This window comes from Thiohalorhabdus sp. (assembly GCF_036628635.1).
In the GTDB taxonomy this organism is placed as follows: domain Bacteria; phylum Pseudomonadota; class Gammaproteobacteria; order Thiohalorhabdales; family Thiohalorhabdaceae; genus Thiohalorhabdus.
In genome coordinates this window covers 1-24,296 of the sequence record NZ_JAZKRM010000021.1, presented here as the reverse complement: position 1 = coordinate 24,296, position 24,296 = coordinate 1, and the positions used below count along the sequence as shown (strand labels likewise).

Below are 24,296 nucleotides of genomic sequence, written 5' to 3'. Positions count from 1 at the left end.
CTCACGCCTCACTCAAGCGCCTTTCTGGAACTGAGCCAGGAAGCGGACGTCGTTCTCGAAGAACAGGCGCAGGTCGTCCACCCCGTAGCGCAGCATGGTAAGCCGCTCCACGCCCATGCCGAAGGCCAGCCCGGAGTAGCGCTCGGCGTCCACCCCCACATAGCCGAAGACATTGGGATGGATCAAGCCGGCGCCGAGGACCTCAAGCCAGCCGGTGTGCTTGCACACCCGGCAGCCGGTGCCTTCGCACAGGACGCAGCCGATATCCACCTCAGCGGAGGGCTCAGTGAAGGGGAAATAGGAGGGTCGAAAGCGCACCGGCAGGTCATCCCGCTCGAACAACCGCTGCAGGAAATCCTTCATCAGGCCTTTCAGGTGGGCGAAGGTGACCCCCTCGTCCACCACAAACCCCTCTACCTGGTGGAACATGGGTGTATGGGTGACATCGCTGTCGCAGCGGAACACCCGGCCCGGGGCGATGGTGCGCAGCGGCGGCTCGCGCTCGGCCATCACCCGGATCTGGACGGGGCTGGTATGGGTCCGCAGGAGCCAGTGATCGTCGAAGTAGAAGGTATCATGCATCATCCGCGCGGGATGATCCTCGGGGATGTTGAGGGCCTCGAAGTTGTGGAAGGCGTCCTCGATCTCGGGCCCCTGATCCACCTCGAAGCCCATGGCGACGAACAGGTCCTCGATGCGCTCAAGCATGCGCGTCACCGGATGCAGGTTGCCCACCTCGGCATCGCGACCGGGCAGGGAGACATCCACTCGCTCCGCCTCGAGACGGCGATCGAGCGCCACCCGGGCGAGCTCCTCGCGCCGGGCCTCCAGGCGCTGCTGCACTGCCTCCTTGGCCGCGTTGACGGCCTGGCCAGCTTCCTTGCGGGCCTCCGGCTCGAGCTGACCCACCTGCTTGAGCAGGCTGGTGAGCGCCCCCTTCTTGCCCAGATAGGCCACCCGCAGCTGCTCCAGCGTATCCAGGTCCTCGGCAGCGTCGATATCGGCCTCGGCGCGGGTGCGAATGGCGTCGAGCTCTTCCTGCATGACGGCTCCGAAGGTCTCGTTTATCGATTCGGCGACCGCGGTTACCCGGATTCCCAAACACAAGGGGAGAAAGGGCCGGGCCCTTTCTCCCCGTTTCGGATCCGGAGCGCCGCTGACGGGTCGCCTCAGGCCGACTCGGCGTCCTTGGCGGCCTGGGCCACCTGGGCGAAGGCCGCCTTGTCGCGCACGGCGAGGTCGGCGAGAACCTTGCGGTCCACCCCTACCCCGGCCTGGCGCAGGCCACTGATGAACCGGCTGTAGGACAAGCCGTGCTGACGGGCGGCGGCGTTGATCCGGATCACCCACAGGCGGCGGAAATCGCGCTTGCGCTGCTTGCGGTCGCGGTACTGGTACTGCGCTGCGCGCCCGACGAACTCGTTGGCGACCCGGAAGCAGTTCTTCTTACGGCCATGGAAGCCCTTGGCCTGCTTGAGGATCTTCTTGTGGCGGCGGTGCGACTGGACGCCGCGTTTGATGCGGGGCATGGGACGTCTCCTTGGAGCTTGCCGCCCCACGCCGATCCCGGGACCCGTTCCGGGCCGGCGCAGGGGTCCAATGGCATAAGGGCCCGACCGGGCGGCCGGGCACGTTCAGCGGGGCCGGCGCCAGGTTAGCTGTATGGCATCAGCCGGCGGATGTTGGCCTTTTCCGCGGGGGAGACCAGATCCGGTTTGCGCAGGTTGCGCTTGCGGTCGCGGTCCTTCTTGGTGCGGATGTGACTGTAGTGGGAATGATGGCGCTTGATCTTGCCGCGGGCGGTCACCTTAAAGCGCTTGGCAGCCCCGCGGTTGGTCTTCATCTTGGGCATTACTGGTACTCTCGTGGCGTCGTGGCAACTCAACGGAAAAGAGGTGGCCTGCGCCTCAGTGCTTAAGGGGAGCGACCACCATGATCATCTGGCGGCCCTCCAGCTTGGGCTGCTGCTCCACCTTGCCGTGTTCGGACAGGTCTTGCTCGACCCGCTCCAGAACCTCGCGGCCGATGTCCTGATGGAGCATCTCTCTGCCGCGGAAGCGCATGGTCACCTTGACCCGGTCGCCCTGCTTGAGGAACCGGATGGCGTTCTTGAGCTTGACCTCGTAGTCGTGCTGATCGGTCTTGGGCCGGAACTTGACTTCCTTGAGCTCGACCTTCTTGGTCTTGGCCTTGGCCTTGTGGGCCCGCTTGCTGGCCTCGTACTTGTATTTGCCGTAGTCCATGATCTTGACCACGGGGGGCTCCGCCTGCGGCGAAACCTCCACAAGGTCAAGGCCTTCATCATCGGCCCGATCGAAAGCGTCCTGGAGGGAAACGATGCCGATCTGCTCACCGTCGGAGCCAACCAAGCGGACCTCATCCGCCTCGATGTCTTCGTTGACCCGCGGTTGCTTCTCCTGTTTAGCGATCTCTACCCCTCCAATTCGGTCTGTTTGGTATCGACTTCGGCGCGGAGCCGGTCGATAAACGTATCGAAATCCATAGCCCCCAGGTCCTCGCCGGTGCGCTGGCGAACGGCAACCTGCCCGGCGGCCTTCTCCTGATCCCCGACCACCAGCATATACGGGACCTTGTCCATGGTGTGCTGACGTATTTTAAAGCCGACCTTCTCGTTCCTCAAGTCGGCCTCCGCCCAAAAACCTTCGGCTTTCAGGCGGCTTGCCACTTCCTCTGCGTATTCGGCCTGATCGTCCGTGATGGGCAGCACCTGGGCCTGAAGCGGCGCCAGCCAAGTCGGGAACTTGCCGGCGTAGTGCTCGATGAGCACACCGAAGAAGCGCTCCAGCGAACCGAAGATGGCCCGATGGATCATGATCGGGCGCGCCCGGGCGCTGCTCTCGTCGACGTACTCCAGCTCGAAGCGCTCGGGAAGATTGAAATCGAGCTGGACGGTGGAGCACTGCCACTGCCGGCCGATGGCATCCCGGATCTTGAAGTCGATCTTGGGCCCGTAGAAGGCGCCGCCGCCCTCTTCCACGTGGTAATCCAGGCCCCGGGACTCGATGGCGCCGCGCAGGGCATTGGTCGCCTTGTCCCAGATGGCGTCGGAGCCCACCGATTTGTCCTCGGGCCGGGTTGCCAGGTACAGGTCCACCTCCGCGAAGCCGAAGGTCCGCAGCACCCGCATGGTGAGCTCCAGGACCCCACCGATCTCAGCCTCCAGCTGGTCCTCGCGGCAGAAGATGTGGGCGTCATCCTGGGTGAACCCGCGCACGCGCATGAGGCCGTGCAGGGAGCCGCTCATCTCGTAGCGGTAGACCGTGCCCAGCTCTGCCCAGCGGATGGGCAGGTCGCGGTAGGAGCGCAGCTCGTCCTTGTAGACGAGCACGTGGAAGGGGCAATTCATGGGCTTGATCTCGAACGGGTGCCCTTCCACGTCCATGGCCGGGTACATGGAATCGCTGTAGAAATCGGCGTGGCCGGAGGTGCGCCACAGGTCGTAATCGGCCACATGGGGGGTGTACAGGAACTCGTAGCCGCTGCGCTCGTGCTCGGAGCGCCAGTACTCCTCGATGCGGCGGCGGATGCGGGCGCCCTTAGGGTGCCAGAATACCAGGCCGCCGCCGGCATCCTCCTGGATGGAGAACAGCTCCAGTTGTTTGCCCAGGCGCCGGTGATCCCGCTTCTCGGCCTCCTCGAGCTGCTTGAGATAGCGCTTGAGGGCTTTATTGTCGGACCACGCAGTTCCGTAGATGCGCTGCAGCATCTCGTTGCGGGCGTCGCCGCGCCAGTAGGCGCCGGAGACCTTGGTCAGCTTAAAGGACTTGAGCTTGCCCGTGGACGGCACGTGGGGACCACGGCACAGATCTACGAAATCGCCCTGCCAGTAGACCGAGACCTCCTCGTTATCCGGGATCTCGCTGATGATCTCGGCCTTGTACACCTCGCCGTGCTCGCGGAAGTAGCGCACGGCCTCGTCGCGGGGCCAGACATCGCGCTTGACCGGCTCGTCGCGCTCCGCGATCTCCGCCATCTTGGCCTCGATGGCCTCCAGGTCCTCGGGGGTGAAGGAGCGGTGATAGGCGAAGTCGTAGTAGAACCCGTTTTCGATTACCGGCCCGATGGTGACCTGGGCCTCCGGGAACAGCTCCTTGACCGCCTCCGCGAGAAGGTGAGCGGTGGAGTGACGGATGACCTCCAGCCCCTCCTCGTCGGAGGGGGTGAGGATGGCCACCTCGGCGTTGTCGGGTACGGTATGCGAAAGGTCGACGACCTGACCGTCCACCTTGCCGGCGACGGCATTCTTGGCCAGGCCGGAACCGATGTCGGCGGCGATATCACCGACGGTCACGGGCTGTTCGTAATGCTTGCGTGATCCGTCGGGCAGGGTAACGGATGGCACCGCGACCTCTCCTGGTTGGTTGGCGAACGAAGGCCCGGGGACGTCCCGGCGACCGGAGAGCACCCGGGATGGGCCCCGATTAAACCGGTTCTAAATCCGCTCGTCCACCGGGCGCCTTGGCAACGGGCTGCCAGTGCCCGGGGCAGGTTGACACCAGGGGGAAGCCCGGGAAGGAAGCCCCAGAATAGGCTCCGGCCTCAACTCGGGGCTGGGCGGGTAAAAAAGGCTATCACCGCCGCATGAGGCGGTCAATTTAAAGGCACGCTTGGGACCAAGGTAGTGATCCCTTACCCTCCCGAAGGGTAAACCCGACGAGCGACCGGAGGAATGCGTCCATCGGCCCGCCCTCCCCCCTTTCCGGCCTACCGCTGACCCGGGCTCTGGCGGCGCTGGCCGTGATACCCGGACTGCTGGTGCCGCCCCCGGCAAGCTCCAAGGCCGGGGAGGCGAAGCAATCCCAGGATGAGCCCGCCCCGGAGGCGTCCTCGGAGCCGGAGGACCCCAGATCTGGGGAGCCGACCGCAGGGGGGAAAGTTCCCCGGCCCTGGTACAAGCGCACCCTGGACGTCACTCACGGCGGCGTCTCCCGGGGCATCGAGGGCACGGCAAAAAGACTGGATTCCTTCTTCGCTACCCCGGAGGCCCTGGAGGAGGCCACTGGTTCCCACATCAAGCTGACCTACGACGGCAGCTGGATCGAAGGCCAGGGAGACGGCCACGAATTGGACCTAGACGCCCGCCTTGACCTGCCCGGGACGGAGGAGCGGTTCCAGCTGCTGGTGGAGAGCTCTCCTGAACAGGCCATCCAAGGAACCGAAGCGACGGATACTTCCGATGCCGCCCAGGAGACGCCCGGGGAAGAAGCCGAGAAGGATGACGACGGTCTGGCGGTGGCCATCGAGGGCTGGTTGGAGGCTGGCCGGGATGTACGGTGGAAGATCCGCCCGGCCCTGGGCATCCGGGGCGGGCTGCCCCTGAACCCCTTCACCCGCCTGAGGGTCATTCGGCGGGAGCAGTACGCCAAGTGGGACTCCAGATTCGCCACCAACCTGGCCTACTTCTACCAGCAGGGGCTGCGCTTCCGCGCCGACTTGAACTTCGACCGCCGCCTGACCGGCAACCTTCTATTCCGGATACGCTCCGGCTACGGGTGGGACCGCCAACCCGATGTGGAGACCTTCCAGCACAGCCTCACCCTCTTCCAGACCCTGAGCCCACGGCGCCGCCTGGCCTATCAGCTGGGCGTGAGCGCTAGTGACCAGCCCGCCTGGGGGGTCCGGCAGTATTACGCCCGTATCCGCTACCGCCAGCGGATCTACCAGCACTGGCTGTTCGCCGAGGTCCGGCCCCGACTGCGTTGGCCCGAGGCGGACCGTTACGGCCCCGAATACGGTGTACTGTTTCGCCTTGAGGCGGTGTTCGGCGAGCAGTCCCTGCGGCGCTCCCGGGGCAAGGAAAAGGAGCCGTGACCGGCACGGGCCCCCGTCTGGTGGAAGGGCCCATCGGGCCCACCCTGCGCCGCATGACGGTGCCCATGGTCCTGGGCATCGCGGCGGTGGTGACCTTCACCCTGGTGGACACCTTCTTCATCGGGCTGCTGGGGACGGCACCCCTTGCCGCAGTTGGCTTCACCTTCCCGGTCACCCTGGGCCTGACCCACCTGGCCATGGGCCTGGCGGTGGGGACCTCGGCCATCGTGGGCCGCACCCTGGGGGCCGAGGAGGCCGACCGGGCACGGCGCCAGGTGGCGGACAGCGTGCTGCTGGCGCTGGTGGCCATGACCGCCCTGGCCGCCCTGGCTGCAGCGGTCATGGACCCGCTATTCGCCCTCCTCGGCGCCGAATCGGACCTGCGGCCCTTGATTCGGGCCTACATGGGGCCGTGGCTGGCCGGGGTACCGCTCCTGGTGGTTACCATGGTGGGTAACAGCGCCCTGCGAGCCAGCGGTGACACCCTGACACCGAGCCTGATCATGGCCCTCGGCGGGCTGATCAACGGGGGCCTGGATCCCCTGCTGATCTTCGGCTGGGGGCCGGTCCCCGGCTTCGGGCTGCAGGGGGCGGCCCTCGCCTCGGTGGCCTCCTGGGTGGTGGTGCTCGCGGTCAATCAGTATTGGCTAGCCGTACGTCGCCGGCTGGTGGCCTGGTACCGGCCCCGTCTGGGAGAATTAATGGCGTCCTGGCGGGCCCACCTACGCATCAGCCTGCCGGCGGCCGGCTCCAACGTCATGCCGCCCATCGCCAACGGCGTCCTGACCGCCTTGGTGGCCCGCCACGGCGCCGCGGCCGTGGCGGGCTTCGGCGTGGGTATCCGCATCGAGGCCTTCGCCCTGGTGGTGGCACTGGCCTTCGCTGGGGCCCTGGCGCCGTTCGTTAGCCAGAACTTCGGGGCCGGGCGCATGGACCGGGTAACCACCGCCTACCGCGGGGGCGTTGGCTTCCTGGTGGCTTGGGAGCTGGCCGTCTACGCCCTGCTCGCCCTGCCCGCCCCCTGGATCGCGGCCCTGTTCACCGACGACCCGGCGGTGGCCGCAGCCCTGGTCCTTTTCCTGTGGATCCGTCCGGCGGGGTACGGCTTCCAGGCGGCGCTCATCGCCAGCTCGGCGACCCTGAATGCCCTTCACCGCCCCTATCACGCCCTCGCCCTGGGGCTGTTGCGGCTGTTCATTTTCTACCTGCCGCCGGCCTACGCGGGCGGCCTCATCGCTGGCGTCCCAGGCATCTACGCCGGCGCCACCCTGGGCACTCTGGCGCTTGGGGCAGTTGCGGTGACCTGGCTGCTGCGGCGGATCCTGGAGCCTTCACCACCCTAGCCGGATCGCCGCAGGACCGACTGCCGCCACTCACGCACGCAAAGGGCCCCGGGGGGGTGTCGCCCGGGGCCCTTTCAGGTCGCAGAAGAGGGCTCCGGGGCTACAGCCCCTGCACGGCGTAGAGGCAAAGATCGACCAGAGGCCCGGGCATGATGCCCAGGGCCAAAACGGCCAGGGCGTTCACCGACAGAACACCCCGGGCCAGGCCGTCCCGGTCGGGGGTCATGGCGGCCTCCGGGGCGTCGAAGTACATGGTCTTGACCACGCGCAGATAGTAGAAGGCGCCCACCACCGCCATGACCACGCCGAACACCGCCAACCCGATCATGTCCGCCTGCACCGCCGCCTGGAAGATGTAGAGCTTGGCCATGAAACCGCCGGTGGGGGGAACGCCGGCCATGGCGAACATCAGGATCAACATCATGAACGCCATCCAGGGGTGGGTCTGGGACAGCCCGGCGTAATCGTCGATGCGCTCGCCGGCGGCACCGCGCTTGTGCATGATGGCGATCAGGCCAAAGCCGGCGGCCCCCATGAGGGTGTACATGATCATGTACAGCACCGGCGCCATGTAGCCGTCACTTGCCGCCGGGGCTGCGGCCATGCCGATGAGCAGAAAGCCCACGTGGGCGATGGCCGAGTAGGCCAGCAAGCGCTTGATGTCGGTCTGGGCCATGGCCACCACGTTGCCCACGATCAGCGACAGCACCGCCAGGCCGGCGGCAATCTCCTGCCACTGGGGCGCCATGGCCCCCAGGCCGTCCACCATCAGCCGCATGAGCAGGGCAAAGGCCGCCAGCTTGGCGGTAGAGGCCAGAATGATGGTCACCGGATTGGGCGAGCCATGGTAGACATCGGGCACCCACATGTGGAAGGGCACCGCCCCCAGCTTGAAGGCCAGGCCGATGGCGACGAACACCGTTCCCATGACCAGCAGGGGATCGTCGACGCCCTCGGTGGCGGCGTGCTCGGCGATCACCGCCAGCTCCAGGCTGCCGCTGGCGCCGAATAGCAGGGACAGGCCGTAGAGGAAGATGCCGGAGGCCAGGGAGCCCAGGATGAAATACTTGAGCCCGCCCTCGGTGGCCGGCACCGAGTCCCGGTCCATGGCGATCATGGTATACAGCGACAGCGACATCAGCTCCAAGCCCAAGTAGGCCATGATCAGGGTACCGGCCGAGGCCATCAGCATCATGCCGGCAGTGGCCAGCAGCACCAGGATGAACAGCTCGCCCCGGAACATGGCCAGCCGCTGCAACGACCGCCGGGCGTAGACCACGGCCACCGCGGTCATGCCCAGCAGCACCACCTTGAGCACCGCGCTCAGGCGATCGTGGATGAAGTGCTGGTACAGGATAGTCTGGGACTGAGCCGGGATCAGATAGGCAGCCAGGGCGGCTCCGCCTAGCAGGGTCAGGATGGTGAGAGTGTAGGTTATCCCGCGCTGGGACGGCCTGAGATAGAGATCCAGGACCAAGATCGCCATGGCCATGCCCACCACGAACAGCTCCGGGAGGATGGCCAGCAGTTGGGGAACTCCGAACGCCATGGGTCGTATCCTCTAGAGCTTGCTCTGATTGACCTGCTCGACCAGATTCAACACCGAGCTGTCCATGATCTCCAAAAAGGGCGCCGGCCAGATCCCCATTATCAGGACCAGCGCGGCGAGGGGCGCGAACACCCACTTCTCCCGCCGGCTCATGGGCGGCATATCGTTGGCCACATGCTCCGAGGTGATGCGGCCGAAGATCACCCGCTTGTACAGCCATAGGGTGTAGGCGGCCCCCAGCACCAGCGTCGTGGCCGCAATGACACCGAACCAGGGCTCCACCTTGAAAGCACCGAGGATGACCATGAACTCGCCGACGAAACCGGAGGTGCCGGGGAGGCCGGCGTTGGCCATGCCGAACAGCATAAACAGGGCGGCGAACACCGGCATGACGTTAACCACCCCGCCGTAATCGCTGATGAGCCGGGTGTGTAGCCGGTCGTACATGACCCCCACGCACAAAAACAGGGCGGCGGAGACGAAGCCGTGGGAGATCATCTGGATCAGGCCGCCAGCGATGCCCTGAGGATTGAACATGAAGTAGCCCAAGGTCACGAAGCCCATGTGGGCGATGGAAGAGTAGGCGATAAGCTTTTTCATGTCCTCCTGGACCAGCGCCACCAGGCCGATGTAGACCACCGCGATCAGGGAAAGGGCAATGACCAGCCAGGCCAGCTCGTGGCTGGCGTCCGGGGTGATGGGTAGGGAGAAGCGGACGAAGCCGTAGCCGCCCATCTTGAGCATGATCGCCGCCAGGATCACCGAGCCGGCGGTGGGCGCCTCCACGTGGGCGTCGGGCAGCCAGGTGTGGACCGGCCACATGGGCACCTTGACCGCGAAGGCGATGAGGAAGGCCAAGAAGATCCAAACCTGCTCGCCCAGCGACAGCTGCACGTCGTGGAGCTCGAGGATGTCGAAGGTGCCGGCCTGGGTATAGAGGTAGACCAGGGCCACCAGCATCAGCACCGAGCCGAAGAAGGTGTAAAGGAAGAACTTGATGGTGGCGTAGATGCGGTTGGTCCCGCCCCAGATCCCGATGATCAGGAACATGGGGATGAGCATGGCCTCCCAGAACACGTAGAACAGCACGGCGTCCAGGGCCGAGAAGACGCCGATCATGAACCCTTCCATGATCAGGAAGGCCGCCATGTACATGGGCACCCGGGTCTGGATGGCCTCCCAGGACGCGGCCACCGCTACCACTGTGGACAGCGAGGTGAGCAAGACCAGCAGGACGGAGATGCCGTCCACGCCGAGCTTGTAGTGGATATCGAGGGACGTGATCCAGGGCCGGCTCTCCCCGAACTGGATACCGGCGGTGCCGGTATCGAAGCCGACCAGGAGCAGGCAGGTAACCACGAATACGGCCCCGGAGACCACCAGCGCCAGCCAGCGGGCCATGTCGTCACGGCCCGGGCCCAGCGCCAGGACCAGCACCCCGCCCAGGATGGGCAGCCAGATAGACAGACTCAGCAAGGGAAGCTGTTCCACGAGTTTTCTCCCGAAGCGTCCATTAGTGTCCTGGCTCAGGCATGCATGGCATTTCTGAGCTGTCTACGCCGGTTCGGAGCAAGGCGCCCCGACCAAGGCGGGCTGGCTGCCCGCCGAGAAGGCGCAAGGCAGCGCCGGGCCGGCGTAGGCGCTGCCCAGGGGCCACCAGCCGGAATGGCGGACGGTGCGGCACCACCGGACCTTGACGGGCAGGGAGCCCGCCTGGCCCCGGTTCCTTGCGGCGCCCGCCATTCCAACTCCCAGAAAGGCGATGCTTGCCGGAGCCAGGGCACTTAGTTGAGCAGGTACCAGCTGACCAGGACGAACACCCCAATCAACATGGAAAACGCGTAATGGTAGATGTAGCCGCTCTGAAGCCCGCGCATGCGCCCAGCCAGCCGCCGAATACGGGCGGCGGTACCGTTGACCGCGGCACCGTCGATGGCGGCCACATCGCCCCGCTGCCACAGGATGCCGCCTAGACCGATGCCGCCGTCGGCGAAGACCCGATCGTAGAGGGCGTCGAAGCCGTACTTGTTGACCAGGATCGGGTAGATGGGTCCGCTTGCGGCGGCGATCTTTTCGGGCAGATCCCGGCGCACCATGTACAGGTAGTAGGCGGCGGCGATGCCGGCCAATGCCAGCACAAGCGGCACATACTTGGCCCAGCCGGCGTGGTGGTGGGCCAGCTCCTCCAAAACGTCGTGGCCATGGGTGACTTCCAGGGCCGGGCCGAAGAAGTCGGAGAAGACCACCGGATTCAGCCACACGTAACCGGCGAATACCGAGGGGATGGCCAGCAGGATGAGCGGAAGGGTCACCACCTTGGGCGATTCGTGGAGGTGGTGACGGGTGTGCTCATCCATGCGCTCCTCGCCCTGGAAGGTCAGGAAGTACATGCGGAAGGTATACAGCGCCGTGATTACCACGCCGATCAGCACCGCCCAGTGGGCGAACTCGGCCCCGGGGATGTGGGACAGGGCCGTGGCCTCGATGATGGTGTCCTTGGAGTAATAGCCGGCGAAGGGCCAGATGCCGGATAGCGCCAGGGCGCCGATCAGGAAGGTCCAGTGGGTCACCGGCATGTACTTGCGCAGCCCGCCCATCTTGCGCATGTCCTGCTCGTCGAGCATGGCGTGGATGGCCGAGCCCGCGCCGAGGAACAGCAGGGCCTTGAAGAACGCGTGGGTCATCAGGTGGAAGATGCCGGCCGCGTAGGCGGAAACGCCCATGGCGACCACCATGTAGCCCAGCTGGCTCAGGGTGGAGTAGGCGATCACCCGCTTGATGTCGTTCTGCACCAGCCCGATCAGGGCCATGAACAGCGCCGTTACCGCACCGATGATCAGCACCACCGCCAGGGCGGTCTCGCTCTGCTCGAAGATGGGCGACAGCCGGGCCAGCATGAACACGCCGGCGGTCACCATGGTGGCGGCGTGGATCAGGGCCGAGATGGGCGTGGGGCCTTCCATGGAGTCGGGCAGCCAGACGTGCAGCGGCACCTGGGCGGACTTGCCCATGGCGCCGATGAACAGGGCGATGGCGACGAAGGAGGCCAGCGACCACTCCCACCCCGGGACGAGGGTCAGATTGGCCCCAGCGAGCTCGCCCGCCCGCTCGAACACGGCGTCGTACTGGAGGGTGCCGAGGGCGGCGTAGATGGCGGCGATCCCCAGGAGGAAGCCGAAGTCCCCGACGCGGTTGACCAGAAAGGCCTTGAGGTTGGCGGCGATGGCGGTGGGCCGACGGTACCAGAAGCCGATCAGCAGATAGGAAACCAGGCCCACGCCCTCCCAGCCGAAGAACAGCACCAGGAAGTTGTTGCCCATGACCAGCATGAGCATGAAGAAGGTGAACAGGGCGATGTAGGCGAAGAAGCGGTTGTAGCCCGGATCATCGTGCATGTAGCCGATGGTGTAGACGTGCACCAGCAGCGACACGAAGGTCACCACGGTCATCATCAGGGCGGTCAGGGGATCGATGAGCAAGCCCACCGACAGGGTCAGCTCGCCGCTGGTGAGCCAGGTATAGACGGTCCCGTTGAAGGTGTTGCCGCCCATGACGTCGAGAAGCACCACCACCGACAGGGCGAAGGACAGGGCCACACCGGGGATTGCCCAGCGGTGGCCGATCTCGCGCTGGCTTAGGGCCGTAGTCCCGGCCAGGATGGCCCCGAGTAGCGAGGCCAGCGGGATCAGCAGATACACCGTCTCCATGTTGCCGCTTCCCCTTACGAATGGTTGGTCGGTCGCCCTGCCCCTTCGGCGGGGCCCCTTTTGGGCGCTCCCGGGCAGCCGCCCCGGATCAATGGCCGTACCACCGGTCGGCGCCCGGCCACCTAGCCGCTAAGGCTATTGATGTCGTCGACGTCGATGGAATGCCGGTTCCGGAAGTATAGGACCAGAATAGCCAAGCCCACAGCCGCCTCGGCGGCGGCCACGGTCAGGATGAAGAACACGAACACCTGGCCCGACAGGTTGTTCCAGTGCTGGCTGAAGGCCACGAAATTGATGTTCACTGCCAGCAGGATGAGCTCGATGGCCATCAGGATAGTGATTACGTTTTTGCGATTGAGGAAGATCCCCATCACGCCGATGGAAAAAAGGATCGCTCCCAGCACCAGATAGTTGGCTAGCGGGATCACGGGCGCTACTCCTCCTCTGCTCCGGCCGAATCGCCGGTCGGGGTCTGCCGTTTTTCAGTGGGCATATCCACCAGCCGCACCCGCTCCTCACGACGGGCGCGGACCTGATGACCGGGTGCCTGCTTTTTGGCGTCAGGGCGTTGGCGCAGGGTCAAGGCGATGGCCGCCACCAGGGCCACCAAGAGAACCAGGGCCGCCACCTCGAAAGGCAGCAGATACTGATCGTAAAGGACCCGACCCAGCAGCGTGGTGTTGCCCGCTTCGGAGCTGCCGAGGGCGTCGCCGCTGGCGGCCACGGGTCCCTCGGCACCAGCGGACAGGGCCATGGCCATCTCCACCACCAGGATGAAGGCGATCACCGCGCCCAGGGGTAGGTAGGTCAGGATGCCCTCGCGCATGCGCTGCAAATTGATGTCGAGCATCATGAGCACGAACAAAAATAGGACCATGACCGCGCCGACATAGACCAGAATCAGGGTGAATCCCAAAAACTCCGCCCCGGCAAGGATAAACAGACCGGCACCGTTGAAGAACGCCAGCACCAGAAACAGCACCGAGTGCACCGGGTTGCGGGCAGAGATCACCATGAAGGCAGACGCCACCAGGATGGTAGCGAACAGATAGAAGATGGCCTCGACGACAGTCATGGGCGCTGTCTTTCCTCGCTTGCGGAGTGGGAACGCGGTCGCCGGCAGCGCACGCGCACAAAGCCGCCCCGACCCCGCCGGACGCCCGACGGGGCGGCAGGCACCCCCGGATCATGGCGTCAACGGTACGGCGCGTCCTGGCGACGGGCCTCGGCGATCTCGGCCTCGTAGCGGTCCCCGATGGCCAGGAGCTTTTCCTTGCCGTAGATCAGGTCACCGCGCTCCTCGCCGTGGAACTCGAAAATATGGGTTTCAACGATGGAGTCCACCGGGCAGGACTCCTCGCACAAACCGCAATAGATGCACTTGGTCAGGTCGATCTCGTAGCGGGTGGTGCGGCGGGTGCCGTCGTCCCGCTCCTCGCTCTCGATGGTGATGGCCAGGGCCGGGCAAACCGCCTCGCACAGCTTGCAGGCAATGCAGCGCTCCTCGCCGTTGGGATACCGGCGAAGCGCATGAAGCCCGCGGAAGCGGGGCGACATAGGCGTGTATTCGTCCGGATACTGGACCGTGACCTTGCGCTTAAACAGATGACGGCCGGTGAGCATAAGGCCGCGCCAAAGTTCCGTCAAAAGCCAGGTCTGGAAAACTCTCGGACCCGCCATGGTTATCTCTCCGCGATCCAAGCCGATGAAAAACTGTTGCGGAGGCCGCCTGCTGCGTTACGCACTGCTCGCTCCTTCGCCTACCTCAAGGTATGCCTCAGTGTCCGCCTTCGGCGCCCCCGCCTAGCCGCTTAAATCGGCGAAACTGAGCGGCGGTCGCTGCGCGGTGTGCGCCTAGCAGTCGGCCTTGTCCGCTTCGCACCCCCGCTTTGTTTCCCACATCGGCGAAACTCAGCAGCGGTCCTCTCGACGTTTTTAATCGCCTTGTTTTATTAGTGGAACAGCGGGCGCAGCGGGGTCAGATTGGCCACGCCGACCACTGCGATCCATACCAAGGTAACCGGGATGAACACCTTCCAGCCCAGGCGCATGATCTGGTCATAGCGGAAGCGGGGGAAGGTCGCCCGGAGCCACAGGAAAAAGAACAGAAACAACGCCGCCTTCAGCAACAGCCACAACGGTCCCGGGATCCAGGTGAACGGCACCACCGGCAGCGGCGAATGCCAGCCGCCCAGAAACAGCAGGGCGGTCAGGATGGAAACCAGGATCATGTTGGCGTATTCGGCCAGGAAGAACAGGGCGAAGGTCATGCCGGCGTATTCCACATGGAAGCCGGCCACGATCTCCGACTCGCCCTCGGCTACGTCGAAGGGCAGCCGGTTGGTCTCGGCCACCCCCGAGATGAAGAAGACCACGAACAGGGGCAACAGAGGCAGCCAGTACCACTGCCAGAAGCCGCCAGCCTGGGCCTGGACGATCTCGCTGATGTTAAGGCTGTTGGCAGCCATGATGACGCCGATCAGGGCGAAGCCCATGGCGATCTCGTAGGAGATCATCTGTGCCCCGGCGCGCATGGCGCCGATGATGGAGTACTTGGAGTTGGCCGCCCAGCCCGCCATGATCACGCCGTAGATGCCCACCGAGGTCACTGCCAGCAAGAACAGCAGGCTGACGTCGATTTCGGCGATCACGGGGGTGACCTCCCCAAAGGGGGTCTGATAGGTGGGCCCGAAGGGTATCACCGCCCAAGCCAGCAGCGCGGGGCCGATGGAAAGCAGCGGCGCGATGATGTAGACGCCCTTGCTGGCCTGGGCCGGAAGGATGGACTCCTTGAAAAGCAGCTTGAGTCCGTCCGCGATGGGCTGCAGCCAGCCCCGGGGCCCGACCCGGTTGGGCCCCACCCGCATCTGCATGTAGCCGATGACCTTGCGCTCGACGAAGGTCAAATAGGCCACCGCCAGCATCAATGGCGCCACGACGGCCACGATGTGGAGCAGGATCCACGCCACCGGCAGGACGTAGGTAAAACCCCAGGAGGCCCAGGTCATCCGTTACCCCTTTGCTGATTGAACGGCGGCCGGCTCGACCGGACGAGCGGCGGCCACATCGCCCACCCGCAGGCGGCCGAAGGCAGGACCGAGATCGGCACTATCCTCGCCCTGCGGGATCCAGACGGCTCCCTCGGGCACCGCCGAATCCAAGTGCACGGGAAGCCACTCGGCGCCCCCGTGGACCCCCTCGAAACGGACCTCGGTGAACTCCCGCAGGCCCAGATCGGCCGCCGTGTCGGGGTGCATGGTGGCCACCATGCCTCCAAACTGCTCCTGCAGCGACGGTGCGTTGCGAACGAAAAGATCGTCGTGATAGATATGCCGCGCCGGCAACCGCACCAGGCCCTCCCCGGCGCTGGAAGCCGGCTCCGGAGTCACCCTCGGATCGGCGGGGGCACCGCCGGAGGTTAGGCCGGCCCGGGCTATGGCGGTCTCCGCCTGCTGCCGGATCTCCGCCACTTCCACGAACTCGCTGCCGGGCACCCCCAGACTATGGCCCAGCACGCGCAGGATTTTCCAGGCCGGGCGAGCCTCGCCCACGGGCTCGGCCGCCGGATGGATTCCCTGCAGCCGACCCTCACCGGAGAGGAGGCTGCCCTCGTTCTCGGGATAAGCCGCCATGGGCAGAACCACGTCCGCCTCTTCGGCCGTCTGCGACCAGTGAGTGGTGACCACCACGCGGCAGGCAGCCTTCTCGAAGGCATGGCGCGCCGCAACGGGGTCGGCGCCTTCCACCAGCGGATCGGCGCCCACCACCACGTAGCCGGCCCGGCCCCCCTCGCCCAGGAAGGCGCTCGCCGGCTGGCCCCTGGCGACCCGGTCGCCCCCTGGGCCGCGGTGGGGCACCGCCCCCATGGCCCAGCCGCCGACGCTGTTGCCGTAGGCGGCGAGATAGCCGAAACGGGCGCCGGCCAAGGCGGCAACCTGGTGGGCCAACCCGATTAGCTCGGCGGCCTGAGGGTGCTCCTGCGCCTGGGTGCCCACCAGCACGGCCACCCGTTCGCCCCGGGCCAGGGCCTGGGCCACTGCCTGGACCACCGCCGCAGTCAGGCCCGCGCTGGCAGCATCGACACCCGCCACGTTGGCCGGAACCTCGGAACCGGCGGCCCCAGCCACCTCCGCGGCAAGCGCGGCCACGGCCGGGGCATCCTGGCCCGGGCCGTGGATCAGGTCGTGATAGTAGCGAAAATTCTTGGGATAGGCCGCGGGGTTCAGGGCGGAGACCTGGGCACCCTTGCGAACGGCCTTGCGCAGGCGATGGTTGGCCAGGGGCTGATCCTTGCGCGGATTGCCGCCAATGACAATGGCGGCGTCGAGATCCTCGAGCTCCGCCAGGGGCTGGCCGAGCAACGGCGTGGCGTCCTCGATGTGCGCGTCGAAATCGGAATCAGCCAGGCCCAGACGGTGATCCACATCCGTGCCGCCGAGGCCGCGAACCAGATGCTGAGTGAGCCACTGCTCCTCCAGGGTAGCGGTAGGCGCAACCACCCCGGCCAGGTCCTTGCCCACCGAGCGCAGCCCGTTGAGGGCGACGTCGAAGGCGGCCTCCCAGCTCACCGCCTGCCATTGGCCGCCGCGGAAGATATGGGGACGCTCCACCCGGTTATGGTGGACTGCCTCGTAGGAGTAGCGGCCCTTGTCGCACAACCACTCCTCGTTGATCGCCTCGTTGGTCACCGGCAGAGTACGCTTGACCTCGCCCTGGACTTCCTCGATCTCCAGATTGCAGCCCACGGAGCAGTGGGGACAAACGCTGTCGTGGCGCCGCATCTCCCACACCCGGGCCTTGTAGCGGTAGGGCTTGGAGGTCAAGGCGCCCACGGGGCACAGATCGATCATGTTGCCGGATAACTCCGACTCCACGGTGCGTCCGACATAGGTGCCGATCTCCATCTCCTCGCCGCGGAAGGTAGCGCCGAGCTCCATCATACCGCCCACCTCCTCGCCGAAGCGCACGCACCGGGTGCAGTGGATGCACCGGGTCATCTCCGTCTCGATCAGCGGCCCGATGTTGGCGTCCTCCACCGAGCGCTTGTCCTCAAGATAGCGAGAATGGCTGGAGCCGTGGGCCATGGCCAGATCCTGCAGATCGCACTCGCCGCCCTGGTCGCAAATCGGGCAATCCAGGGGGTGGTTGATCAGCAGGAACTCCATGATGCCCCGCCGACCGTCCACGGCCGTATCCGAATGGGTATGGACGTGCATGCCGTCGGAGACGGGGGTGGCGCAGGCCGGAACCGGCTTGCGCATCTTCTCCACCTCCACCAGGCACATCCGACAGTTGGCGGCCACCGACAGCTTGCGGTGGTAGCAGAAGCGGGGCACATCGATGCCGAGCTGGTCGGTGACCTCGATGATCATCTGCCCGTCGTCGACGTTATACGACTCGCCGTTTATGTAGATCTCGGCCATTGAGGCTACCCTTCTCGGTGAGGCCGTGCCGTTGCCGATGACCTCTCGGGCCCGCGGCGCGGCGGGCCGGGACCCGGCGTCGGTGGCCGCCTAACCCGCCTGGGCCATGCTCGCCCGGGCGCCGGCGCCCACCATGCAGCGCTTGTGATTGATGTGGTAATCGAACTCGTCCCGGAAGTGCTGAATGGAGCTCTGCACCGGCGCCACCTCGGCGTCACCGAAGGCACAGATGGTGCGGCCCTCGATCCGGGAGCCCACCTCCAGGAGGGTATCCAGATCCTCCATCCGACCCTGGCCGTGCTCGATGCGGTGCACCACCCGGTGCAGCCACCCCGACCCTTCCCGGCAGGGGGTGCATTGGCCGCAGGACTCGTGGTGGAAGAATTTGGCGATGCGCTCGACCGCCCGGACGATGCAGGTGTGCTCGTCCATGATGATCACCGAGCCGGCGCCGAGCATTGTCCCGGCCTGGGCCAGGGACTCGTAGTCCATGTTGGCGTCCATGATCACTTCGCCGGGCACCATGGGCACTGATGGCCCACCGGGGATCACCGCCTTGAGGCCGTTGCCATTGCGCACCCCGCCGGCGAGCTCGAGAAGCTCGGAAAACGGCGTACCCAAGGGGACTTCGTAGTTGCCAGGGCGCTCCACATGGCCGGAGACGGAATAGATCTTGGTGCCACCGGACTCGGGAGTGCCCACCCCCAGGAACCAGTCCCCGCCGTTATTGATGATGGGTGGCACCGAGGCCAGGGTCTCGACGTTATTCACGGTGGTGGGCCGACCGAAGATGCCGTAGTTGGCCGGGAACGGCGGCTTGAACCGGGGCATGGCCTTCTTGCCCTCGATGGACTCGAGCATGGCCGTTTCCTCGCCGGCGATGTAGGCGCCGCCGCCGCGATGGGTATGCAGGTCGAAATCCACCCCGGAGCCGAACAGGTTGGGACCCAGGTAGCCGGCTTCGTAGGCCGCCTCGATAGCGGCCTGAACCCGGGCGTAAGGCTCCCAGAATTCGCCGCGGATGTAGACATAGCCCACGGTGGCGTCGATCGCGTAGCCGCCGATGATCATGCCCTCGACCAGCTGATGGGGGTTGTGGCGCATGATGTCCCGGTCCTTGAAGGTGCCGGGCTCGGCCTCGTCGGCGTTGCAGGCCAAGTATTTGGGCTGGTTGCCGTCGGCGGGGGGCATGAAGGACCACTTGAGACCGGTGGGGAACCCGGCACCGCCGCGGCCGCGCAGGCCGGCTTTCTTGATTTCGCTGATGACATCGTCACGGGTCAAGCCCTCGCTGAGGACCTTCTTGGCCGCGCTATAGCCGCCGCGGTCGAGGTAGGCTTGAAGGGTATGGGAGTCCTCGCGCTCGGTCCCCGCGAGGGTCACCAGCTCATAGTCGTTGGGGTAGTCAGGCATGGTCGTTCCCGTAAAAGAAGCCCTGTAGGAGCGGCTATCAGCCGCGAGCCTGTTTTGCCAGACGGCGATCGCGGCTGATAGCCGCTCCTACACCGTCCGCTATTCCAGTTCGTCCAGGATCTCGTCCACCCGCTCGGGGGTGATGTCCTCGTAGTAGGTCTTGCCGATCCAGATCACCGGGGCGCCGCCGCAGGCGCCCAAGCATTCCACCTCGGTCATGCTGAACCGACCGTTCTCGGTGGTTTCGCCGAAATCGATACCAAGCTTGGCCCGCAGATGCTCCACGACACTGTCGGAGTCACACAGCCAGCACGAGATGTTAGTGCACACCTTGACGTTGTAGGTGCCAACCGGCGAGCGGTTGAACATATCGTAAAAAGTCGCGGCCTCGTAGACCTTGATGGGCTCCAATTCGAGATAGGCGGCGATGCCCTCGAGCGTCGACTCGTCGAGCCAGCCGAACTCGTCCTGGGCAGCATGCAGGGCCCAGATCAGCGGGGCCCGATTCTCCTCGGCCGGGTAATTGCGCCGAGCTTCGTCGATCTTGGCGGTGACGCTTTCGGGCAGCTGCCGGGGGATTATCTGGTTTTCGGGGGACTGCATGGCCTTACCTGTCGATCTCGCCGAACACGATGTCCTGGCTGCCCAGAATGGTAACCACGTCCGCCAACATGTGGCCCTTGGCCATCTCGTCCATGGCGGCGAGATGGGGGAAGCCGGCGGCCCGTATCTTCATGCGGTAGGGCTTGTTGGCCCCGTCCGAAACCATGTAAATGCCGAACTCGCCCTTGGGGTGCTCCACCACCTGATAGGTCTCGCCAGGCGGGATATGGAAGCCCTCGGTGAAAAGCTTGAAGTGATGGATCAGGGCCTCCATGGAGGTCTTCATCTCCGCCCGCGGCGGCGGCGATACCTTGTAGTCGCCGGTCCGAACCTGCCCGGGGTTATTGCGCAGCCAGTCCGCGCACTGCTTGATGAGCTTGACGGACTCGCGCATTTCCTCAATCCGCACCAGGTAGCGGTCGTAGGAATCGCCGGTTGTGCCCACGGGAACGCGGAAGTCCAGCCGGTCGTAGACGGCATAGGGCTGCTTCTTGCGCAGGTCCCACTCCACTCCCGAGCCGCGCAGCATGGGGCCGGTGAAGCCCAGCTGCTTGGCGCGCTCCGGCGAGACCACACCGACACCGACGGTTCGCTGCTTCCAGATGCGGTTGTCGGTCAGGAGGGTCTCGAATTCATCGATGCGATCCGGGAAGTAATCGACGAAGGCGTCGATGAAATCCAGCAGCGAGCCCTGCCGCCAGGCGTTCATCGCCTCGACGTCCTTCTCCGAGTGCCACTTGGAGGGCTTGTATTTGGGCATGGCGCCGGGCAGGTCCCGGTTCACCCCGCCCGGCCGGTAGTAGTTGGCGTGCAGCCGCGCCCCGCTTGCGGCCTCATAGGCGTCCATGAGGATCTCGCGGTCGCGGAAGGTGTAGAGGAACATGGTCATGGCGCCGATATCCATGGCGTGGGCGCCAAGCCACATCAAATGGTTAAGGATGCGGGTGATCTCGTCGAACATCACGCGGATGTACTGAGCCCGTTCGGGCACCTCGATGCCGCGCAGGGCCTCCACCGCCCGGCAGAAGGCGTGCTCGTTGGACAGGATGGAGACGTAGTCCAGCCGGTCCATGTAGGGCAGCGCCTGCATGTAGGTCTTGTGCTCGGCGAGCTTCTCCGTGCCGCGATGCAGCAGTCCCACGTGGGGATCGGCACGCTCCACCACCTCGCCGTCGAGCTCCAGCACCAGGCGCAGAACACCGTGGGCCGCCGGATGCTGGGGACCGAAGTTGAGGGTGTAGTTGCGGATCTCAGCCATCTTCGTCCGCCTCCTGCCAGTGCGTGCGCGGCACCAGGTTGCGTTCGGTGATGGTCACCGGCTGGTAGACCACCCGACCCCGGTCGGGGTCGTAGCGCATCTCCACGTGGCCCTCGAGCGGGAAGTCCTTGCGGAAGGCATGGCCGGCGAAGCCGTAGTCGGAGAGGATCCGCCGCAGGTCCGGATGGCCCTCAAAGATGATGCCGAACATGTCGAAGGCCTCGCGCTCGAACCAGTTGGCCGAAGCCCAGACGTCCACAACCGACGGCACCACGGGGCGTTCCTCACCGACGAAGGCCTTCAGCCGAAGACGGTGGTTGTGGCTCAGCGACAGCAGGTGGTAGACGGCGGCGAACCGGGGCGCCTCGGCGGGATAGTCCTTGTACGCCAGGTAATCCACACCGCAGACATCGATGAGCTGGTCGAAGGCGAAGTCGGGATCGTCCCGGAGGAACCGGCAGACCTCGTTGATCGCTTCCGGGGGCACCTCCACGGTGAACTCGCCGAGGTACTCGCTGACCCCCTGAATGGCCTCGCTGAACTTCGCACGGAGGGAGCCTTCGATGGTATCGTGCGTGAGCGCCATGGCGACTCCCTACTAACGAGCGATGGTGTTGGTCCGCTTGATCTTCTTCTGCAGCTGGATGATCCCGTACAGCAGGGATTCCGCGGTGGGCGGACAGCCCGCCACGTAAATATCGACCGGCACGATGCGATCGCTGCCCCGAACCACCGAATAGCTGTAGTGGTAGTAGCCGCCGCCGTTGGAGCAACTGCCCATGGAGATGACCCAGCGCGGCTCGGTCATCTGGTCGTAGACCTTGCGCAGAGCGGGGGCCATCTTATTAACCAGAGTGCCGGCAATGATCATGACGTCGGACTGGCGCGGGCTGGGCCGGAAAACCACGCCGAGACGGTCCATGTCGTAACGGGCCGCCCCAGTGTGCATCATCTCGATGGCGCAACAGGCCAGCCCAAAGGTCATGGGCCACAGGGAGCCGGTCCGGGTCCAGTTTATGAGCTGATCGGCGGTAGTGGTGACAACGCCCTTTTCCAGAGCCCCTTCTACTCCCATTCCAGAGCTCCTTTTTTCCATTCGTAGATGAAGCCGATGACCAAGATAGCAAGGAAGATGGCCATGGCCACAAAACCAGTGGCGCCGATCTCGTCGAGCACCACGGCCCAAGGGAAGAAGAAGGCGATCTCGAGATCGAAGACGATGAACAAAATGGCTACCAGATAGTAGCGCACATCGAAGCGCATGCGGGCGTCTTCGAAGGCCTCGAAACCGCTCTCATAGGGGGACAGCTTCTCGGGATCAGGGTTTCTAGGGGCCACCAGGTAGTTGATGGCCAGGGCGATGATGCCCACCAGCAAGGCAATCACCAGGAACACGAGAATGGGCAGGTATCCTTCCAGCATCGGCCTTCCTTAACCCGGCTCTGTGGGTGGTCGGCAACCGTGGCACCCGACCCCCGTGGGGTCAAGGCGAGGCACCCTTCGGCCCGAAAAAGGCAAGCGGAGTCTATGGGGTGCCCCTCCCCCTGTCAAGAAATGGCCATATCTCTCTTGGGAGGCCGTTGCCGGCCCGGGCAAGGGGTTTTACCAGCGGGCTTGCGGACCCCCTCACACGGGCCCCCGGAACACAAAAAACCGCCCTCCCCCGTTCGGGGAAAGACGGTCGTTGGGTGGAGCCGACAGGGCTTGCCCACCGCTGGTTAAGGCGGCCGGGCACCCTGGCCATTGACTCGCTTCAGCGCTGTTGGCCCCCGGTGCCGGGGATGGGCGGCCCCTGTGGCCCCTCGCCTGGCGCCACGGGCACTTCTTGCTGTTGCTCCTGGGCGGGCTGCTCTCCTCCCTCCAGCAGGCTTTCCTCTCCCGTCTTGGCCAGCATGGCCAGACCCAGCGAGGTCAAAAAGAACAAGGTCCCCAGAGCCGCGGTCAGCTTGCCCAGAAAGCCCGACGAGCCCTGGCTGCCGAACACGGTCTGGGAACCGCCACCACCGAAGGCGGTGCCCATGCCCCCGGCCTGCCCGGGCTGCATGAGGATAACCACCACCAGCGAAACGGCTACGATTACGTGGAGGATCCACAACAGCGTTTCCATACCGGCTCCGTCGAAAAAATTGGGGGACCCGAGGTCCTACAGGTCAGAAGCTACCGCGGCCCGCAGGATACCGATGAACTCGTCGGCCTTGAGGGAAGCCCCGCCGATGAGGCCGCCGTCGATATCGTCCTGAGCCATCAGCTCCGGGGCGGAAGCCGCCTTCATGGAGCCGCCATAGAGAATCTTGAGGGACTGACCGGTCACCGGGTAGCCCGCCTTGACCAGATCCCGGATCAGGGCATGCATCTCCTGCGCCTGCTCAGGAGTCGCGGTGCGCCCGGTACCGATGGCCCAGACCGGCTCATAGGCGATAACGGCGTCGCGGAAGACATCCTCCTTGCCGTCGCCAAGCACCGCCTGGACCTGATCCCGTACCACGGCCTCGGCCCGGCCGGCATCGCGCTCGGCCTCGGTCTCACCCACGCACACAATCGGCACCAGGCCATTGCGCTTGGCGGCGAAGAACTTGGCTGCCACCTGCTGGTTGGTCTCACCGAAGTGCTCGCGGCGCTCGGAATGGCCGACGATAACGTAGGTGCAGCCCAGGTCCCGGAGAAGGGGGCCGTGAACCTCGCCGGTAAAGGCACCACCGTCCTCGGCGTGCATATTCTGGGCGCCCCAGGCCACCGGCGAATCGCCCACGGTACCGGCAACCCGGTCGATCAGGGGGAAGGGCGGGCAAATTCCGGCACCGACGTGATCCCAGTCCAGCTCCGCCTCGGCAATCGCCTCGGCAAGCTCCTCGGCCTCGCCGACGCGACCATTCATCTTCCAGTTGCCGACCACCAGGGGCTGGCGCATGCCTCCCTCCTCGTTGCGATACGGGCTTCAGGAAAAACGGGCAATCTTAGACGGCGGGGCGGGAAGGGTCAATGCTGTGGGATCGGAAGGGAAACGGGGGTCGAGGACTGGGGAGAGGGCGCCAGCGAAGTTTTCAGTGTTCAGTTTGAAGTGTTCAGTAACGGCAACGGCAGTAACGGGGCGCCTTCCGAGCTCCCTGGCTAGCTGTGCTGTAACAAGAGGTTGTCCACAGTTACCCGATCACGCTGACCGGTGGCTGA

General features: G+C 65.3%; 23 protein-coding genes. 2 read left to right on the top strand and 21 right to left on the bottom strand.

Annotated features, from left to right (window positions below):
* Nucleotides 1-12: 12 nt before the first annotated feature.
* The 5 genes from pheS to thrS form a co-directional block, all read right to left on the bottom strand.
* Nucleotides 13-1,044 carry a phenylalanine--tRNA ligase subunit alpha gene (pheS, locus tag V5A19_RS08540; protein ID WP_332319941.1) on the bottom strand — a complete coding sequence of 344 codons (1,032 nt, stop codon included), beginning with the start codon at nucleotides 1,042-1,044 and terminating at the stop codon, nucleotides 13-15.
* Nucleotides 1,045-1,169: 125 nt separating this feature from the next.
* Nucleotides 1,170-1,529, bottom strand: a complete 360-nt coding sequence (gene rplT / locus V5A19_RS08535) for a 50S ribosomal protein L20 (RefSeq protein WP_332319942.1) — start codon at nucleotides 1,527-1,529, stop codon at nucleotides 1,170-1,172.
* Between the two features lie 125 nt (nucleotides 1,530-1,654).
* A complete protein-coding gene (gene rpmI / locus V5A19_RS08530; RefSeq protein WP_332319943.1) occupies nucleotides 1,655-1,852 on the bottom strand; it encodes a 50S ribosomal protein L35 in 198 nt (65 codons plus the stop codon).
* A 55-nt stretch (nucleotides 1,853-1,907) separates the two neighbouring features.
* Nucleotides 1,908-2,429 (bottom strand): translation initiation factor IF-3, encoded by a 522-nt coding sequence (gene infC, locus V5A19_RS08525; RefSeq protein WP_443081477.1) that lies wholly within the window; start codon nucleotides 2,427-2,429, stop codon nucleotides 1,908-1,910.
* Nucleotides 2,430-2,431: 2 nt separating this feature from the next.
* Entirely contained in the window at nucleotides 2,432-4,363 is a 1,932-nt protein-coding gene (thrS, locus tag V5A19_RS08520; protein WP_332327756.1) for a threonine--tRNA ligase, read from the bottom strand.
* 395 nt (nucleotides 4,364-4,758) lie between these two features.
* Between thrS and V5A19_RS08515 the strand changes: the two genes are divergently transcribed.
* Entirely contained in the window at nucleotides 4,759-5,832 is a 1,074-nt protein-coding gene (locus tag V5A19_RS08515; protein WP_332319224.1) for a hypothetical protein, read from the top strand.
* The gene (locus V5A19_RS08510; RefSeq protein WP_332319225.1) at nucleotides 5,829-7,175 is read left to right on the top strand and encodes an MATE family efflux transporter; all 1,347 of its coding nucleotides are present in this window, start codon (nucleotides 5,829-5,831) and stop codon (nucleotides 7,173-7,175) included. The genes V5A19_RS08515 and V5A19_RS08510 overlap by 4 nt, the downstream gene beginning before the upstream one ends.
* A 100-nt stretch (nucleotides 7,176-7,275) precedes the next feature.
* On the opposite strand, the gene nuoN is transcribed toward V5A19_RS08510, so the two are convergent.
* The 16 genes from nuoN to tpiA all read right to left on the bottom strand — a co-directional run bounded on the left by nuoN (nucleotide 7,276) and on the right by tpiA (nucleotide 24,036).
* On the bottom strand, nucleotides 7,276-8,724 hold the full coding sequence (gene nuoN / locus V5A19_RS08505; RefSeq protein WP_332319226.1) for an NADH-quinone oxidoreductase subunit NuoN: 1,449 nt from the start codon (nucleotides 8,722-8,724) through the stop codon (nucleotides 7,276-7,278).
* Between the two features lie 12 nt (nucleotides 8,725-8,736).
* Nucleotides 8,737-10,215: an NADH-quinone oxidoreductase subunit M gene (locus V5A19_RS08500; RefSeq protein ID WP_332319227.1), complete on the bottom strand. Its 1,479-nt coding sequence runs from the start codon at nucleotides 10,213-10,215 to the stop codon at nucleotides 8,737-8,739.
* 293 nt (nucleotides 10,216-10,508) lie between these two features.
* Nucleotides 10,509-12,431 (bottom strand): NADH-quinone oxidoreductase subunit L, encoded by a 1,923-nt coding sequence (gene nuoL, locus V5A19_RS08495; RefSeq protein ID WP_332319228.1) that lies wholly within the window; start codon nucleotides 12,429-12,431, stop codon nucleotides 10,509-10,511.
* Nucleotides 12,432-12,553: 122 nt separating this feature from the next.
* Nucleotides 12,554-12,859 (bottom strand): NADH-quinone oxidoreductase subunit NuoK, encoded by a 306-nt coding sequence (gene nuoK / locus V5A19_RS08490; RefSeq protein WP_332319229.1) that lies wholly within the window; start codon nucleotides 12,857-12,859, stop codon nucleotides 12,554-12,556.
* A 5-nt stretch (nucleotides 12,860-12,864) separates the two neighbouring features.
* Nucleotides 12,865-13,506: an NADH-quinone oxidoreductase subunit J gene (locus V5A19_RS08485; protein WP_332319230.1), complete on the bottom strand. Its 642-nt coding sequence runs from the start codon at nucleotides 13,504-13,506 to the stop codon at nucleotides 12,865-12,867.
* Between the two features lie 119 nt (nucleotides 13,507-13,625).
* The gene (gene nuoI / locus V5A19_RS08480) at nucleotides 13,626-14,111 is read right to left on the bottom strand and encodes an NADH-quinone oxidoreductase subunit NuoI (protein ID WP_332319231.1); all 486 of its coding nucleotides are present in this window, start codon (nucleotides 14,109-14,111) and stop codon (nucleotides 13,626-13,628) included.
* 272 nt (nucleotides 14,112-14,383) lie between these two features.
* Nucleotides 14,384-15,439 carry an NADH-quinone oxidoreductase subunit NuoH gene (gene nuoH / locus V5A19_RS08475; protein ID WP_332319232.1) on the bottom strand — a complete coding sequence of 352 codons (1,056 nt, stop codon included), beginning with the start codon at nucleotides 15,437-15,439 and terminating at the stop codon, nucleotides 14,384-14,386.
* 3 nt (nucleotides 15,440-15,442) lie between these two features.
* Nucleotides 15,443-17,854 carry an NADH-quinone oxidoreductase subunit NuoG gene (nuoG, locus tag V5A19_RS08470; RefSeq protein ID WP_332319233.1) on the bottom strand — a complete coding sequence of 804 codons (2,412 nt, stop codon included), beginning with the start codon at nucleotides 17,852-17,854 and terminating at the stop codon, nucleotides 15,443-15,445.
* 90 nt (nucleotides 17,855-17,944) lie between these two features.
* Nucleotides 17,945-19,267 carry an NADH-quinone oxidoreductase subunit NuoF gene (gene nuoF, locus V5A19_RS08465; protein ID WP_332319234.1) on the bottom strand — a complete coding sequence of 441 codons (1,323 nt, stop codon included), beginning with the start codon at nucleotides 19,265-19,267 and terminating at the stop codon, nucleotides 17,945-17,947.
* A 99-nt stretch (nucleotides 19,268-19,366) separates the two neighbouring features.
* Nucleotides 19,367-19,870: an NADH-quinone oxidoreductase subunit NuoE gene (gene nuoE, locus V5A19_RS08460; protein ID WP_332319235.1), complete on the bottom strand. Its 504-nt coding sequence runs from the start codon at nucleotides 19,868-19,870 to the stop codon at nucleotides 19,367-19,369.
* Between the two features lie 4 nt (nucleotides 19,871-19,874).
* A complete protein-coding gene (locus tag V5A19_RS08455; RefSeq protein WP_332319236.1) occupies nucleotides 19,875-21,128 on the bottom strand; it encodes an NADH-quinone oxidoreductase subunit D in 1,254 nt (417 codons plus the stop codon).
* Entirely contained in the window at nucleotides 21,121-21,714 is a 594-nt protein-coding gene (locus V5A19_RS08450; protein ID WP_332319237.1) for an NADH-quinone oxidoreductase subunit C, read from the bottom strand. The genes V5A19_RS08455 and V5A19_RS08450 overlap by 8 nt, the downstream gene beginning before the upstream one ends.
* 12 nt (nucleotides 21,715-21,726) lie before the next feature.
* The gene (locus V5A19_RS08445) at nucleotides 21,727-22,203 is read right to left on the bottom strand and encodes a NuoB/complex I 20 kDa subunit family protein (RefSeq protein WP_443081446.1); all 477 of its coding nucleotides are present in this window, start codon (nucleotides 22,201-22,203) and stop codon (nucleotides 21,727-21,729) included.
* Complete coding sequence (locus V5A19_RS08440; protein ID WP_332319238.1) at nucleotides 22,194-22,550, bottom strand: NADH-quinone oxidoreductase subunit A; 357 nt, start codon at nucleotides 22,548-22,550, stop codon at nucleotides 22,194-22,196. The genes V5A19_RS08445 and V5A19_RS08440 overlap by 10 nt, the downstream gene beginning before the upstream one ends.
* A gap of 331 nt (nucleotides 22,551-22,881) precedes the next feature.
* On the bottom strand, nucleotides 22,882-23,235 hold the full coding sequence (secG, locus tag V5A19_RS08435; protein WP_332319239.1) for a preprotein translocase subunit SecG: 354 nt from the start codon (nucleotides 23,233-23,235) through the stop codon (nucleotides 22,882-22,884).
* Nucleotides 23,236-23,271: 36 nt separating this feature from the next.
* On the bottom strand, nucleotides 23,272-24,036 hold the full coding sequence (gene tpiA / locus V5A19_RS08430; RefSeq protein WP_332319240.1) for a triose-phosphate isomerase: 765 nt from the start codon (nucleotides 24,034-24,036) through the stop codon (nucleotides 23,272-23,274).
* Nucleotides 24,037-24,296 lie beyond the last annotated feature (260 nt).

Excerpts from the sequence above, each read along its gene's own strand:
- pheS (WP_332319941.1), bottom strand. The coding sequence starts at position 1,044 with ATGCAGGAAGAGCTCGACGCCATTCGCACCCGCGCCGAGGCCGATATC.
- rplT (WP_332319942.1), bottom strand. The coding sequence starts at position 1,529 with ATGCCCCGCATCAAACGCGGCGTCCAGTCGCACCGCCGCCACAAGAAG.
- rpmI (WP_332319943.1), bottom strand. The coding sequence starts at position 1,852 with ATGCCCAAGATGAAGACCAACCGCGGGGCTGCCAAGCGCTTTAAGGTG.
- nuoN (WP_332319226.1), bottom strand. The coding sequence starts at position 8,724 with ATGGCGTTCGGAGTTCCCCAACTGCTGGCCATCCTCCCGGAGCTGTTC.
- nuoL (WP_332319228.1), bottom strand. The coding sequence starts at position 12,431 with ATGGAGACGGTGTATCTGCTGATCCCGCTGGCCTCGCTACTCGGGGCC.
- V5A19_RS08485 (WP_332319230.1), bottom strand. The coding sequence starts at position 13,506 with ATGACTGTCGTCGAGGCCATCTTCTATCTGTTCGCTACCATCCTGGTG.
- nuoI (WP_332319231.1), bottom strand. The coding sequence starts at position 14,111 with ATGGCGGGTCCGAGAGTTTTCCAGACCTGGCTTTTGACGGAACTTTGG.
- nuoH (WP_332319232.1), bottom strand. The coding sequence starts at position 15,439 with ATGACCTGGGCCTCCTGGGGTTTTACCTACGTCCTGCCGGTGGCGTGG.
- nuoG (WP_332319233.1), bottom strand. The coding sequence starts at position 17,854 with ATGGCCGAGATCTACATAAACGGCGAGTCGTATAACGTCGACGACGGG.
- nuoF (WP_332319234.1), bottom strand. The coding sequence starts at position 19,267 with ATGCCTGACTACCCCAACGACTATGAGCTGGTGACCCTCGCGGGGACC.
- nuoE (WP_332319235.1), bottom strand. The coding sequence starts at position 19,870 with ATGCAGTCCCCCGAAAACCAGATAATCCCCCGGCAGCTGCCCGAAAGC.
- V5A19_RS08455 (WP_332319236.1), bottom strand. The coding sequence starts at position 21,128 with ATGGCTGAGATCCGCAACTACACCCTCAACTTCGGTCCCCAGCATCCG.
- V5A19_RS08450 (WP_332319237.1), bottom strand. The coding sequence starts at position 21,714 with ATGGCGCTCACGCACGATACCATCGAAGGCTCCCTCCGTGCGAAGTTC.
- V5A19_RS08445 (WP_443081446.1), bottom strand. The coding sequence starts at position 22,203 with ATGGGAGTAGAAGGGGCTCTGGAAAAGGGCGTTGTCACCACTACCGCC.
- V5A19_RS08440 (WP_332319238.1), bottom strand. The coding sequence starts at position 22,550 with ATGCTGGAAGGATACCTGCCCATTCTCGTGTTCCTGGTGATTGCCTTG.
- secG (WP_332319239.1), bottom strand. The coding sequence starts at position 23,235 with ATGGAAACGCTGTTGTGGATCCTCCACGTAATCGTAGCCGTTTCGCTG.
- tpiA (WP_332319240.1), bottom strand. The coding sequence starts at position 24,036 with ATGCGCCAGCCCCTGGTGGTCGGCAACTGGAAGATGAATGGTCGCGTC.